The organism is Xanthomonas sontii (genome assembly GCF_040529055.1).
Classification (GTDB): Bacteria; Pseudomonadota; Gammaproteobacteria; order Xanthomonadales; family Xanthomonadaceae; genus Xanthomonas_A; species Xanthomonas_A sontii.
This window is the reverse complement of record NZ_CP132342.1, coordinates 256,996-269,985: the sequence shown is the minus strand read 5'-3', so window position 1 is coordinate 269,985 and position 12,990 is coordinate 256,996. Positions and strand designations below refer to the sequence as shown.

Annotated in this window: 13 protein-coding genes; 11 read left to right on the top strand and 2 right to left on the bottom strand. The window is 66.1% G+C overall.

All coding sequences use genetic code 11. From position 1 onward, the window contains the following. Positions 1–192: 192 nt before the first annotated feature. The 7 genes from RAB70_RS01215 (at position 193) to RAB70_RS01185 (ending at position 7,111) form a co-directional block, all read left to right on the top strand. On the top strand, positions 193–735 hold the full coding sequence (locus tag RAB70_RS01215; protein ID WP_223875606.1) for a hypothetical protein: 543 nt from the start codon (positions 193–195) through the stop codon (positions 733–735). A 222-nt stretch (positions 736–957) separates the two neighbouring features. Then, positions 958–2,694 (top strand): S41 family peptidase, encoded by a 1,737-nt coding sequence (locus tag RAB70_RS01210; RefSeq protein WP_170268103.1) that lies wholly within the window; start codon positions 958–960, stop codon positions 2,692–2,694. Beyond that, complete coding sequence (locus tag RAB70_RS01205) at positions 2,673–3,521, top strand: hypothetical protein (RefSeq protein ID WP_225851554.1); 849 nt, start codon at positions 2,673–2,675, stop codon at positions 3,519–3,521. The genes RAB70_RS01210 and RAB70_RS01205 overlap by 22 nt, the downstream gene beginning before the upstream one ends. A gap of 128 nt (positions 3,522–3,649) precedes the next feature. Further along, on the top strand, positions 3,650–4,135 hold the full coding sequence (locus RAB70_RS01200) for a hypothetical protein (RefSeq protein WP_225851555.1): 486 nt from the start codon (positions 3,650–3,652) through the stop codon (positions 4,133–4,135). 115 nt (positions 4,136–4,250) lie between these two features. Further along, complete coding sequence (locus RAB70_RS01195) at positions 4,251–5,075, top strand: hypothetical protein (protein ID WP_148827947.1); 825 nt, start codon at positions 4,251–4,253, stop codon at positions 5,073–5,075. Between the two features lie 186 nt (positions 5,076–5,261). Then, on the top strand, positions 5,262–6,041 hold the full coding sequence (locus tag RAB70_RS01190) for an SPFH domain-containing protein (protein ID WP_017907998.1): 780 nt from the start codon (positions 5,262–5,264) through the stop codon (positions 6,039–6,041). A gap of 149 nt (positions 6,042–6,190) precedes the next feature. Continuing rightward, positions 6,191–7,111, top strand: a complete 921-nt coding sequence (locus RAB70_RS01185; RefSeq protein ID WP_148827948.1) for a hypothetical protein — start codon at positions 6,191–6,193, stop codon at positions 7,109–7,111. A gap of 174 nt (positions 7,112–7,285) precedes the next feature. Here RAB70_RS01185 and RAB70_RS01180 read toward each other — a convergent pair whose 3' ends face one another. Beyond that, on the bottom strand, positions 7,286–8,254 hold the full coding sequence (locus RAB70_RS01180; RefSeq protein WP_148827949.1) for an alpha/beta hydrolase: 969 nt from the start codon (positions 8,252–8,254) through the stop codon (positions 7,286–7,288). A 113-nt stretch (positions 8,255–8,367) separates the two neighbouring features. Here RAB70_RS01180 and RAB70_RS01175 point away from each other — a divergent pair, with 113 nt between their 5' ends. Continuing rightward, complete coding sequence (locus RAB70_RS01175) at positions 8,368–9,336, top strand: polysaccharide deacetylase family protein (protein ID WP_148827950.1); 969 nt, start codon at positions 8,368–8,370, stop codon at positions 9,334–9,336. Positions 9,337–9,450: 114 nt separating this feature from the next. Here the strand turns inward: RAB70_RS01175 and RAB70_RS01170 are convergent, their stop codons facing one another. Further along, positions 9,451–9,996, bottom strand: coding sequence for an RNA 2'-phosphotransferase (locus tag RAB70_RS01170; RefSeq protein ID WP_211352196.1), 546 nt, complete (start codon positions 9,994–9,996; stop codon positions 9,451–9,453). Between the two features lie 320 nt (positions 9,997–10,316). Here RAB70_RS01170 and RAB70_RS01165 point away from each other — a divergent pair, with 320 nt between their 5' ends. The 3 genes from RAB70_RS01165 to yjjJ all read left to right on the top strand — a co-directional run bounded on the left by RAB70_RS01165 (position 10,317) and on the right by yjjJ (position 12,960). Continuing rightward, positions 10,317–10,520, top strand: a complete 204-nt coding sequence (locus tag RAB70_RS01165; RefSeq protein ID WP_010340127.1) for a hypothetical protein — start codon at positions 10,317–10,319, stop codon at positions 10,518–10,520. A gap of 214 nt (positions 10,521–10,734) precedes the next feature. Continuing rightward, on the top strand, positions 10,735–11,370 hold the full coding sequence (locus tag RAB70_RS01160; RefSeq protein ID WP_148827951.1) for a DUF2076 family protein: 636 nt from the start codon (positions 10,735–10,737) through the stop codon (positions 11,368–11,370). A gap of 213 nt (positions 11,371–11,583) precedes the next feature. Beyond that, positions 11,584–12,960 carry a type II toxin-antitoxin system HipA family toxin YjjJ gene (gene yjjJ / locus RAB70_RS01155; protein ID WP_148827952.1) on the top strand — a complete coding sequence of 459 codons (1,377 nt, stop codon included), beginning with the start codon at positions 11,584–11,586 and terminating at the stop codon, positions 12,958–12,960. Positions 12,961–12,990: the final 30 nt, after the last annotated feature.

Below are 12,990 nucleotides of genomic sequence, written 5' to 3'. Positions count from 1 at the left end.
GCAGCCGGAGGAGCGATTCACTGAGTTGGCGTGCGCTAGGTCGGATTACAAGAAATTTTTAGGAAAACTGCGTCAAGAAACGCCGGCTTCTGCCGCTATGCGTGGCTGTCTGAGAAACCATCGACCCAACAGGGGAATGCTTTGAAAGTACGTAATGGAATTTTGCTGGCACTGCTCGCCAGCGCATATGCGATGCCTGCCTTGTGCCAGGAGCCTGCGCCGCAAGCGGCCTCTGCCGGCGCGCGGATTCGCCTGTTTGGTCAGAATGGTGTTGGCATCGTGTTGTACAAGGATGCCGTGTGCACGGCCAAGTACGGCGAAAAGATCCGCGTATCCGGATCGCTTGGTACTGCGTTCGGTTCCCTGTTTGGCTCGGTGAAGAACGAGGGGATTGGCATCCCGGAGACGCAGAACACAAGGAACCTGCAGGACCGCAAGATGATCGGCTCCAAGCCGTTCTACAAAGAGCTTGCGCTGGACGCAGGGAAGCCCGTTGTCGTGGAAGCCGGCGCCGGTTCGCCTGCGCACTGGAGCCAGGCGACAGGCGTCCACATGGGATGGAACTGCGGCGCCTTGCTGACATCGACGTTCGTTCCGCAGGCGGGCGCCGACTACGAGGTTGCGTTGAACCTCGATTTCCGCAATTCGGTCTGTGTACTGGCGGTCAATCGCGTGAACCCGGATGGACAAGTGACCCCGGTCGAGGTGGCGCCGGCATCCAAGGAGTGCGATTAGGAATCACGCGCTCAATCGTCTGGCGCTGCATGCGCCAGGGGCGCGATGCCGGTAGTGGATCGCTGTTCACCCCCTGGCGAAGAACCAGGCAAAGGGGAGCGCGGCTCATGACAGACTCTTGCCGCGTGGTCGCCGCAGCGGCCCAGCGTCGTCCAGATGCTCGTGCGCGCCAGATGCCCGATACTGCGGCCTGCGATTCAAACACTCGAGCGCGAGGGTGCGATGCGAAGCTACGGATGGGGTGCGCTGTTGTGGTTGCTGCTGTTGCCGTCGGTGGGGGCGGCGGAAACGCCAGCCGATCAGGCCTATGCGCGGGCCACCGCTTTCCGCGACCGGGCCAGTCAGCTCAGCGAGCACGGCGCCAAGAGCACGCGTGATGACCTGCTGCAGGCACGCGATGCCCTGCAGCAGGGCTTGCAGTATCTCGACGATCCGACGGTTGCAGCGCTCGCCGAGGGCAGCAAGACGCTGCGCTTCCGCCGCCTGAACCTGCTAGGCGATCTGGTGCGGGTGCAGGTGTGGCTCGGCGACCGCGACGCGGCGGTGGCGGCGTGGCGCGCCCTGGACGCGATGTCCTGGCATGAGGGGCTGATCGACTTCGTGGTGGACAAGGATCCGGCGACGGCGGCGTTGCTGGACGACCCGCGCCTGGCCGAGGTCCGGCGCCACGAAGCGCTGGCGGTGCGCGATGCCACGGCGCCCTCGATCGCGGTGCCTTACGCCGTGCAGCTGACAGAAGCCCAGCGCGTGGCCGGGTTGTCGCAGGTGTGGATGGCCGCGCGCGAGCGCTTCGTCTGGTTCGACCACGTGCCCGACTTGGACTGGGACCGCCTGTACCTGGAGACGCTGCCACTGGTCCAGCGTGCGGCGGATACCGACGCTTACTACCGCGTGCTGGCGCGCTTCCTGGCGCAGTTGCACGACGGACACACCGGGATCCTGCCGCCCAAGGAGCTGGAGGACCATTGGTATGCCCGTCCCGGGCTGCGGACGGCCTGGCTGGACGGGGAGGTGGTGGTGACCTCGGTCAGTGATGCCGCGCTGCGCCGCCAAGGGGTGGCACGCGGCGACCGCATCCTCGCGATCGACGGCGAGCCGGTGGAGCAGTACGCGCAGCGGGTGGTGCGTCCGCAGCTCAGCAGCTCCACCCCGCAAGACCTGCAACTGCGCATGTATACCTATGCCTTGCTTACTGGCGATGCCGCCACCCCGGTGCGGCTGTCGGTGGAGCACGTCGACGGGCGCCGCAGCGAGGTGCGTGCCGCGCGCAGCGGCTATACCACGCTGAAGGTGCCGGAGGCGCCGCTGCTGCGCATTCGCCGCGATGGCGTGGCGGTGCTGCGTGTGCCGCAGTTGGAGAACGATGCCGGCCTGCAGGCGCTCAAGCAGGCACTGCCGCGCGTGCGTGCCGCGCGCGGACTGATCCTGGACCTGCGCGGCAATGGTGGCGGCAACACGTGGTTCGGCTTGCAGATCCTGCGCTACGTCGCCGCGGCGCCGCTGCCATCGCTGCGCTCTGTCGAGCGCGACAACGGCTCGTCGCTGGCGCAGGCACGCGGGGCCAGGCTGATCGAGTGGCGGCCGGTGCAACAAGAGCCGGTGGCACCCGAACCGAACGCCTATTCCGGCCCGGTGGTGATGCTGGTGGATGCGGGGACGTTCTCCGCCGGCGAGGACACAGCGGCGGTATTCCGGCTGATGCGGCGCGGCCCATTGGTGGGGCAGGCGACCGGCGGGAGCACCGGCCAGCCGTTGCTGCTGGCCCTGCCCGGCGGCGGTTCGGCGCGGATCTGCGTCAAACGCGACAGCTACCCCAACGGCACCGACTTCGTCGGCGTTGGCGTGCTGCCGGACATCGTGGCCGCATCGACCCGCACCGACCTACGCGACGGCAAGGACCCCGTACTCGAACGCGCGGTGGCGGCGCTGAGCCAGCAGTGGCCATCAACGTCGCGCTGATACGGCATGCGCCGCGTGCGGCGCGGTGGCACGTCTGCGCCATCGCACTGGCCACGGCGCTTTTGCTGTTGCCTGCCTGCACCTCGATCGAGGCGCCACCTGCCAACTTGATCGCCAAAGAGGGCGCGCACGCCACGGCGGTGACCAGGATCGGGCCGGTGTTCGTGGTCAGAACCGTGAGCGTGTTGCCTGGTAGCGCACGCGCGGCCGAAAAGTTCGCTGTCACTGACGAGTGTCGCAGCGGAACGCTGCACGTCGCCTTGCGACGACAGGAGAGTGCAGAGCCCTATGCTGCGCCTGCCTGTGTTGCAGTGCTGGCGGCACTTCAGTACGCCGTCGCTGCGTCCGACTTGCCCGACCTGGAATTGAAGCTGACGGTGGATCTGATCAGTCCCGGTCAACAACTCATTGCCCGGACGTCATCGCTGGCAACCACGGCTAGCGCGAGCGCGCGTTATGCATTCGCCCTGGACAAGGAACGCGATCTGGTTGTCGCGAATATCGTCTCCACGACGGCTCACGAAACATTCCACCTGCTGCGGGGCCTCAGTGGCACGACGTCCGAGATGCAGAAGGAAGAGCGCCTGGCTTACACGATGGGTGCATGCGCGCAACTGCAGGCACTGGGATGGGTGAGGAGCGAGGATCTGCCTTCCATTGCGTTTCCGCAGCATGCCGAAGGCATTTCTGACAGTGTCAATGCGTCGAACGCTGCGGGCATTTTGGCGACGAAAGACTTCATGCAATTCATGCGGGATGGGATGGTGACCAAAGACGCACCTGAAGGGCTAGCGATGGCGCACTTCTGCCAGTCGGCCCTGGAGTGAGCCAGAAGCGGCCCTTGGCAGGCCAGTTCAAGCTGACGGAGATGGACAGTGCTCCACGCGCTCGGCTACGTTTTGGTGGGAGGTCAACCAGACCTGCTATTTCACTGGCGCCGGAGCGGGAGGGGGCGATGGCGAAACTAAGCTGTTGGCTGGGGCTGACCGGCTTCTTTTTGGTCGGATGCGCCAACGTCTCTACCAGCGAAGCTGTGGCAGCAGTCTCTGGAGACGCAATCTGTAAGCAAGCCGCCGATTGGGGTAGTGGGGGATCGTTGTCCGCGCAGCAGATCACGCCAACGATCATAGGGAGCGAGGTGGGGGTGACCTATCATTTCGACCTGCGAGGAACAGGCGGCTCGCGATCGCTCGATGCCAGTTGTGGGTCGGGTAGCTACGCTGAGTGCAACTTCACTGCACATCGGCTGGACGACACGGCATACCAGTTCTCCGAGCTCTCTACGTTTGGTCTTTGGCAGGTGCAGGGCCGCCTGTATCTGCTGTATCGCATCGTGTCGCCGAAGAGCGACACAGCGGCCCGCAAGCGCCGGTTGGTGGAGTTGGCCGAGCCGCCTGTGGAGATCTGCAATCAGATCGGCGATTACTCGGACCTGATGTAGATGTCCTGCCGGATCGACAGGTTGCCTATGCGCTCTCTTCCCACTGGATCATCCGGGCCACAGGGTGCTGGGCACCTGCGGCCTCTAGACCACGCACCTCAGGGAATGGCTTTCGATGCGGGTTGACTCGGTCACGAGGTTGCAGCACAACGTGCGCAATTGCAGCCGGGCGCGTCTGCTGGCCCTCCAATGCATCTGGGTGGCACTCATCTGCACGCAAGCGCTGGCGGCGGATGCACCGCGCCTCTCCGTCGAGGGCATGAACAGGCACAGTGCCATCAATGGGATGGGCTTGTTCCTGACACGCTCTCAGGTCGCGACGCAGGGGCTCGCGCAGCCCGTGCACTTCGAAAAACGCATCGTCTGCAGCGATCGCCGCATCAAGGTGGCTTTTGCCAAGGGACTGGAGCGCGCGCCTGAGCGGATCTGCCACATAGCCTCCGAGGCGCTCGCGTTGGTCAGCGCCCAGTCGCACGTGCAGAACATCGCCATCACGTTGCTCGTCGTGCCCAGTCGGGTGGACTACAAGGCGACTTTCTACAGGGTGGGCAGAGGGCCGAAGCTCGTCCTCATCGTGCCGGTGCTGCAGAGCGAAGAGGCGACGCTGGCCAACGTCGCCGATCTGGTGGCGCATGAGGGCTTCCACGTGGGCATGTTCGCCGCTGGCGACGTGCCGTTGGCTGGGGACGAGTACGCCGCCTACCACTACGGGCTGTGCGGGCAACTGGTGGCATTGGGACATCTGGAGCCTGCTGCGCTGCCGGGCTTCGGCATGGCGTCGGACGATCGGCATCTTGTCGATTCATCCGAGAGCGCCGAGCGTGTGCGGACCGAGGTGCTCCAAGCCTTTGGCGATCTTCCCATGACGAGGGAAAGCCCCGCAGGTGAGGCGGTGCTTGCACAGTGCCGCGCGATTGCGCCTGCCAGTTCGAAGCACTGAGCCTGACGTCTTCTGGGCTTCAGCCTGCCGGCGTCAGCCTTGGGCGCAGGACGCGGCGCGAGAGGAGCGGCGCCTGGCTGGCGCCAGCAGACCAGCAGATGCCTTGCACCCCCTAGATACGCTAGCATCGCCCGCACACGACGGCGCGCGGCGCCGTCCTTCAGGGGGACATCGATGAAACATTCCATGCTGGCCGCCGCCGTGGCGGCCTTGCTGTGCGGCTGTACTGTGGTCTCGCCCGATCCGGGGCAGCAGGCGGTGTTGGTGGACAAGCCGCTGCTGTTCGGCAAGGGCGGCATCCGTCTGGACGATGTGCGCGATCCCGGCCGGACCTACACGTGGATGACAACGTCGGCGGTGTACGTGGACACCACGCCGCAGACGGTGCAGGTGGCGTTTGACGACTTTTCGTCCAGCGACAACATCCTGTTGGACTTCTCCACGCAGATCCAATACCGCATCACCGCGCCGGCGCGGCTGCTGTCCGGCTTCGGCCAGGATTGGTTCAAGAACAACGTCGCCAGCCAGTACGCGGCGATCGTGCGCGACCAGGTCAAGCGCTACGACATGACGCGGATGATGAGCGACCCGGACAGTGCACGGAAGATCGACGAGGCGGTGACCGAGAACGTGCGCGCCCTGGTCAAGGAGCAGGGCCTGCCGATCCAGATCCAGAACATCACCCTCGGCCGCGCCCGTCCCAATCCCGACGTGCTGCAGCAGATGAACCTGACCGCGGCGCAGCAGCAGCGGGTCAAGACCCTGGTGGAAGCCACCACCGCCGAGCGCCAGCGCGAGCAGGAGCAGGTGGCGAAGGCCGATGCGGACAACGCCTACCGCAACCGCATGGGCCTGACCCCGGAGCAGTACCTGGCCAGCCAGATCGCCGAGATCAACGCCGAGGCCTGTGCCAAGGCGCAGGCCTGCTACATGGTGCCGTCGGGGACGTCGGTGATCGCCAAGTAGCGCGACGCGGTAGAGGCGGGCCCGGGTGGCCCGCCGTTTGCGGACATCGGTGATGGCATGCGCGTCGCGAATGCGGCGCGCCGGCGGTGGTTGTCGCGGTGCCGCGGGTCTGCCACTGTGACAGCCGTGTCCTGCGAGGAGATCCGCAGATGGAGCCCGCACAATCCCCAGCGTTGCAGTGCCCGCCGTCAACCCGCCTGTTCGCCTTGCTGGCGCGCGAGGCGCGCATCGGGGTGATCTTCCGCCGCGGGCCGAGCAAGCAGGTGCAGCTGATCCACTGGGATCTGCGCGACGACACGTTCGTGCACGGCCAGTGGTTCAAGGGCCGCATCTACGAGCGGCGCTGCGATCTGTCGCCGTCGGGGCGGCTGCTGGTGTACTTCGCCTCCAAGCAGCGCGGCGACTTCGGCACCTGGACCGCGCTGTCGCGGCCGCCGTTCTTCACCGCACTGGCGCTGTGGCCGAAGGGCGACTGCTGGGGCGGCGGCGGGATGTTCGAGGACGAGCGGACCTTGTTGTTGAACCACCGGCCACGCGAGGGGCGGGATCCTTTTCCGATGCCGACCGGATTCCAGTTGCCGCACCATCTGCAGGTGCGGCCGTTCGGCTCGCATTCGGGCGGCGGCGAGGACGAGCTGATCGACGGCGTGTTGCGCGAGCGCGATGGCTGGCAGTTGCGCGATGACGGCGAGGGCGAACGTGGCGGGCTGCGCAGCGGCGCATTGTTCCGCTTCAGCCGCCCGCGCGTGCGCGAGAAGCTCGGCGCCAATGGCTGCCGCCTGCAGTCGCTGCTGTATGCGGTCGGCCAGGACAATCATGCGTGGTATGGCCTGGATCACCGGGTGCTGGACCGCGACGGCACCTTGCTGGTCGATCTGCCGGGCAGCGACTGGGCCGACTGGGATGGCGGCGACCTGGTGTTCGCGCGCGAGGGCAGGCTCTATCGTCTGCGCAAGAGCGACTTTCGCGAAGTGGCGCAGCGGGGTGCCCAGGTATTCCGGTTGCTGCACGATTTCAGCGGCGCGCGGTTCGCGCCACTGGCGCCGACGGCGGATGCGCTGAAGTACTGACCGGCTTTTGTGCGGTGCCTTATGTAAACCTCTGCGAACACGTGCCGGTAAATGGCGTTGCTTTAGAAGACCTTTAACGGCGGCCGGCCGGCACCTGTAGGAGCGGTTTCAGCCGCGACAACGCCATCCGTGGAGATGCAGCATCCGCCCGACCGGCGGCGTGCGCGCCGCGCCTCACTGCCGCGGAACACCCAGCAGAAACTTCAAGCCATGGGTAAGCCCGCGCGGCGCAACGCTCAGGTGATCCTCGTCGTCCAGCACGTCCATCTGCAGGCGCAGCGACCGATAGTGCCGTCCGCGCAAGCTCTGCACCATCTGCTGCGCATCGGTCACCATATCGTAACGCTTGCCGTAGCGACGCTGTTCGTACTCGCCGACATACATGTAGACCTGTGCCGGCAGATCGCGGTGACTGGAAGCGAAGCGGGCCTCCTCCGCGCGCATGGCATGCTCGCCGAACCAGTACGACGGACTGCCCAGGATGTAGCCGGAGAACAGCTCCGGGCAGCTCAGCAGGATCTGCGTACCGAGCAGGCCGCCGTAGGAATGGCCAAGGAACAGGCGCCGCGCTTCATCGGTGCGATAGTGCAGCGCAACGAAAGGGAGCACTTGGTCGCGCAAGTACGCAATGTAGGTGCTGGAACCCCCGTGAGTGGCACCGGCGGCCGCAACATCGCCGGCCTCGGTGGTGGGCGTGTAGTCGCGGCGCCGGCTCGGCATCGGCTCATCGCCGAGTGCATACGACAAGCCGACCAGGATGAAGTCCTCGATAGCCGGACCTTCGCCGTTCAGGCGCCGCGCAATCTGCCGCGTCACGGGAAACGCGTAGTCGGCATCGGTGGCGTACAGCACCGGGTAGCGCCGCTCGGGATGGTCGGCATAGCCGGCAGGCAACGCCACGAACACCTGGTAAGTGCGGCCGGACACGGGATCGGGGACATCCCACACCTGGCTTCCAGCCAGTTCGTACGGCGCACCGCTGCCGCGCTGACCACCGAACTGCGTCGCTACCGTGCGTGCGGGAGGTGGCACCGGTTGCGTGGTGGCCTCCTTCGTTGCAGACGCTGCCGCGGGCGCCTGCGCCGTGTTCGTGCACCCGGCGAGCAGCAGGCACGTCCAGACAAGCCAAAGCGCTTTCCTCATTCCGTCGTTTCCTGATGTTATGTCGCCGCGCGGGTGCGGATCTTGCACATGGTGCCATGTCGGCGGTGGCGACCATCCGTATAGACTGGCGTCCCAACTCTCAGGGACGTTCAATGAAACTGCTTCGCTGCCTGCTGCTGCCAGCCCTGCTGTGCTTCGCCGCATTCGCCCAGGCCCAGGACGACACCCGCCGCATTGCGGTGACCATCGACGACCTGCCGTGGCAGCGCATCGAGCAGACGCCGCCTGCCCAGTTGCCGGCGCTGCATGCGCAGTTGATGGCCTCGCTGCGGCAGGCGCAGGTACCCGTCGTTGGCTTCGTCAACGAAGACAAGCTGGAGCAGGACGGACAGGTGCAGCCGCAACGCGTGGCGATGCTGCGCGACTGGCTGGATGCCGGCTATGCGCTGGGCAACCACACTTACGGCCACGTGAACCTGCATCAGGTCGGCGTGCCGGCGTACGAAGACGCGATCGTGCGTGGCGAGCGCACGTTGCGGCCGTTGCTCGCCGAGCGCGGCCAGCCGCTGCAGTGGTTCCGTCATCCGTACCTCGCGACCGGCCGCAGCGTTGCCGACCGCGAGGCGGTCAACGCGTTCCTGGCAGCGCATGGCTACCGCATCGCGCCGGTCACCGTGGACAGCGGCGAGTGGGTCTGGGCGTTCGCCTACGCGCATGTGCTGGACGAGCCGGCAGGCCCGGCGCGCGACGCCATGCTGCTGCGCCTGCGCAAGGGCTACGTGCCATACATGCTCAACAAGCTGGATTTCTTCGAGTGCGAATCGCAGGCCCTGTTCGGCCGCCGCATCCCACAGGTCTGGCTGATGCACGCGAACGCGCTCAACGCCGCCGCTTTCCCCGAGCTGGTCGCGGCCACGCGCCGCCGCGGCTATGCCTTCATCGGCCTGGAGGAGGCATTGCGCGATCCCGCCTACACCCACGCCGAGGGGTACACCGGCCCTGGCGGGATCAGCTGGCTGCACCGCTGGGCGATGGCCGAGGACAAGCCGAAGGACTTCTATGCCGGCGAACCGGTGGTGCCGCGCTGGGTGTTCGCGCTAGCGGGGGTGGATTCGGAGTAATGCAGGGATCGTCTCGTAACGCCCGCCAAATCGGAGCAAAGGATTATGAGTCCCTGGATGTCGCTGCCCAGTCGCACACGCGGTATGGGTGCCCAAGCGAGATAGCCATAGGAACTAGATTTCCGAGAAAAAGCTGCTCGGAACTGCCTGGGTGAGCCAGACGCCATTGTCCGCCTGAAAGAAGGTAGAGCCCTGCTGGTGCATTCGCAGGGCTTCGACTTTCAGGACAGCCGGCTTGCCATGACGTTGCCCGACCGTGGTCGCGGTCGCGATGTCTTGCGACAGATGCACATGATGCCGTTGGCCCGCACGCAAGCCCTCGGCCAGGATCGCGTCCAGAAACCGTGTGGCGGTGCCGTGGTAGAGGAACTCCGGCGGCACTTTGGCGCCGTACTGGATGGCGACGCTCTCGGTCGAATGGCCCTGTACGGCACGGATGCGCCTGCCATCTTCCGACAGTGCAAAACGTTTTTTGTCGCTGTTGTCCACCACGGCACGAATGAGGTCTGCGTCGAGCGTCCTGCCGCTTTGCACAGCACCTGCGATCAACGCATCGACCTCCGCCCAGCCTTCGCTGTCGAGGGTAATGCCAGCGGCCTGTGGCTCGTGGCGAAGCACAAAGCTGAGGAACTTGCTGATGTCTGTGTGTTGCTTGCTCATACGCATTCCGGTGGGTAAATAATTCCAACCATCGCTCGGCGACGCCGACATTGGCTTCCGCTCAGTTGGCTGGCAATGGTGGAGGTGATGCAGTGTGGGCTCGAGTTGGCGCGGTGCAATCTTACGCGTCGTGGAGTGCGAGGATCGCCAAGCAAGCCGGTGTCTGGCGAGTTTGATGTAATGACGAAGGGGGGAGTACCGCACCTCCGCCGGCAAGATGTTGAACGGCTAAGTGTCGGCACAGCCGACCGCTGGCACCTTCACCCTGCACGCACGCATGGCCGGATCACGATGGCTCCTCTCCGCTCACCCTGACGCCCATGCCCTCGTCCAAGACGCCTCCGTGGAAGAAGCCGAATCCACGCGGTCAACGCAGCCAGCCGCTGTCGCCGTCGCAGAAGGAAGCGGCGAAGCAGCGCGCCGAAGAGAATGGCCGCCCGTATCCGAACCTGGTCGACAACATGTGGGCGGCGCGGCTGCCGCATGCGACGTCCTCCTCCAGTTCGGACATCGACGCGGAATAATCAGGGCGTCTGCGCTTGGAGTGGTGGCGTACCTGGCGCGCGTTGTCGGAAGAATGTCGGAGTTCGCCAGTGCGGCCGCCGGGCTGTTTTTCCCGGCGCGCGTGATTGATGAATGCCGATACACCGGAGCTCGGACGCACCCTTGGCCTGCGCCTGGCCATGCCCATACCGTGCCGTGCCGGCACTGGGCCGGTCATCGCATCCAGGTACGGGTATGACTCCGCAAGAACAGCAGCTTCTCGAAGACTTCCTGGCGCGCCTGCGCAGCGCCGGCGGGGTGGCCAAAGATCCGCAGGCCGACGCGCTGATCCACGCGCGCCTGGCCGATCAACCCGATGCCGCGTATCTGCTGGTGCAGCGCACCTTGCTGCTGGAGCACGCACTGGAGGCGGCCAAGGCGCAGATCGCGCAGTTGCAGCAGGCGGCCACGCCCCCGCCGCCGCCGGCCAGCTTCCTGGGCCAGGGCTTCAATGCGGCGGCGCCGCAGTTGCCGCCTGCGCCCGCCGCCACAGGCGTCGCCGGGGCTGGTGCGCCCGGCTGGCGCGAGCGCTGGTTCGGTGGTGGCGCTGCGGCCGCGGAGCCGACGCCGGCACCGGCCGCCGCGCGTGGCCCCAGCTTCCTCAGCACGGCGGCCACCACGGCGGCCGGCGTGGCCGGCGGCATGTTCCTGTTCGAGGGCGTGGAAAGCCTGCTGGGCAGCCACCACGGCGGCGGCCTGTTCGGCGGCGGTGCGCCGCAGGAGACGGTAGTCGAGAACATCACCAACAACTACTACGACGACACGCCGCAGCAGGACATGGGCCAGGACTTCCAGGACGACGGCGACTTCGGCAACGACAACTGGACGTAGCCTCGTCGCTTGCACTTCTGCCGGATCGGGCAGTCAGGCGAGCGCCTGCAGGGCGCTCGCCTTAGGTTCGGCAGGCTGGCCATCCGTCGCTTCAAGTATCTATTCAAAAAAGCAGTCACCAGTAGACCGATTTCGAGGTAATAGCCAAAGAATCCAGCTTCTTACAAGTCTAGTTATCTTGACTATCTATTCATAAATCTATTCAATCCGGGAATGAGCGAGGCCCGGCTACGCGATCTGATTGCTTTTCTGCGCCATGAGGGGGCAGCGACGGCGCCTGGTATCGCAGCGGCGTTCGGCATTAGCCAGCCGACGGTCTCGCGTCTGCTCAGCGCTGCCGGCGATCAGGTGCTGCGGATCGGCAAGGCGCGCGCCACGCGCTACGCGCTCAGCCGCACGTTGGGCCGGGCAGGCCGCCGCTGGCCCCTGTTCCGTCTGCGTCCTGACGGGCGCGCCGAGACGCTTGGCGATCTCCATGCCATGCACGGCGATGGATTTCTGTTCGTTCCGCAGAACGCGCGACCGGTTCTGGTGCATGGTGAATTCGCCGGTGGCGTGTTTCCAGGGCTGCCGTGGTTCCTGGACGATCAGCGCCCGCAAGGCTTTCTCGGCCGTGCCTTCGCACGGCGCGTCGCCGAAGACATCGGCGCGCCGCAGGATCTGCAGCGCTGGCAGCCTGACGATGTCGTCCTGTCGTTGCTGCGGCATGGCGAAGATCAGCCCGGCGACCTGGTCCTGGGCGAGTTCGCCTTGCAGCGTGCGCAACAGGCCGCCCTGCAGCCGGCTGATGCGCTGGAGAAGGCGCAGCGATCCCAGCATTATCCGCAGCGCGCCGATGCCGTCTTGCGTGGCGAGGCGGTGGGCTCGTCGGCAGGAGGCGAACAACCGAAGTTCACCGCAATCCTGCACACGGAAGGCGGCTACACGGCGGTCATCGTCAAGTTCAGCGAGCGTGCCGGCACGCCGGCCGCGCAGCGTTGGAGCGACCTGCTGCGGTGTGAGCACCTGGCCAGCGACGTCCTGCGTGCGCACGGTATCGCCGCCGCCGAGAGCGAACTCCTCGAGAGCGACGGTCGCGTGTTCCTGCAGTCCACGCGTTTCGACCGCACGCCTGTGCTGGGACGGCGCGGCTTCGTCTCGCTGGCCGCGGTGGATGCGGCCTACTTCGGCCATGGGCGCATCGACTGGTGGTCGTTCGCACCGCAACTGCAGCGCGAAGGCTGGCTGAGCGACGCAGATGCGCAGCGCCTGCGTGTGTGCGGCTGGTTCGGCGCACTGATCGGCAACAACGACATGCATCTGGGCAACGCGGGCCTGATGCTGGGCGATGTCTTGCCGCTTGCCTTGGCACCGATCTACGACATGTTGCCGATGGCGTTCCGACCCGCGGCCAGCGGCGAGGTGGTAGAGCGCGCCTATGTGGTGCCGTTGCCGACACCGGACCAGCGCGACGACTGGCGCGCAGCGGCCGGCATGGCGGTGACGTTCTGGGAGCGCGTCATCGATGACGCGCACATGTCTGCGGCATTTCACAGCATCGCGCGGGATGCGCTGGCGCAGTTGACCCGCGCCCTGCCGCGGATCGGTTGAGCGCCCTCGCGCCGCGTTAAACGCTCGGAC

Coding starts and splice junctions, on each gene's coding strand:
- RAB70_RS01215 (WP_223875606.1), top strand. CDS start 193: ATGCCTGCCTTGTGCCAGGAGCCTGCGCCGCAAGCGGCCTCTGCCGGC.
- RAB70_RS01185 (WP_148827948.1), top strand. CDS start 6,191: ATGGAGCCCGCACAATCCCCAGCGTTGCAGTGCCCGCCGTCAACCCGC.
- RAB70_RS01175 (WP_148827950.1), top strand. CDS start 8,368: ATGAAACTGCTTCGCTGCCTGCTGCTGCCAGCCCTGCTGTGCTTCGCC.
- RAB70_RS01160 (WP_148827951.1), top strand. CDS start 10,735: ATGACTCCGCAAGAACAGCAGCTTCTCGAAGACTTCCTGGCGCGCCTG.
- RAB70_RS01180 (WP_148827949.1), bottom strand. CDS start 8,254: ATGAGGAAAGCGCTTTGGCTTGTCTGGACGTGCCTGCTGCTCGCCGGG.
- RAB70_RS01170 (WP_211352196.1), bottom strand. CDS start 9,996: ATGAGCAAGCAACACACAGACATCAGCAAGTTCCTCAGCTTTGTGCTT.
- RAB70_RS01195 (WP_148827947.1), top strand. CDS start 4,251: ATGCGGGTTGACTCGGTCACGAGGTTGCAGCACAACGTGCGCAATTGC.
- RAB70_RS01200 (WP_225851555.1), top strand. CDS start 3,650: ATGGCGAAACTAAGCTGTTGGCTGGGGCTGACCGGCTTCTTTTTGGTC.
- RAB70_RS01165 (WP_010340127.1), top strand. CDS start 10,317: ATGCCCTCGTCCAAGACGCCTCCGTGGAAGAAGCCGAATCCACGCGGT.
- RAB70_RS01190 (WP_017907998.1), top strand. CDS start 5,262: ATGCTGGCCGCCGCCGTGGCGGCCTTGCTGTGCGGCTGTACTGTGGTC.
- RAB70_RS01210 (WP_170268103.1), top strand. CDS start 958: ATGCGAAGCTACGGATGGGGTGCGCTGTTGTGGTTGCTGCTGTTGCCG.
- yjjJ (WP_148827952.1), top strand. CDS start 11,584: ATGAGCGAGGCCCGGCTACGCGATCTGATTGCTTTTCTGCGCCATGAG.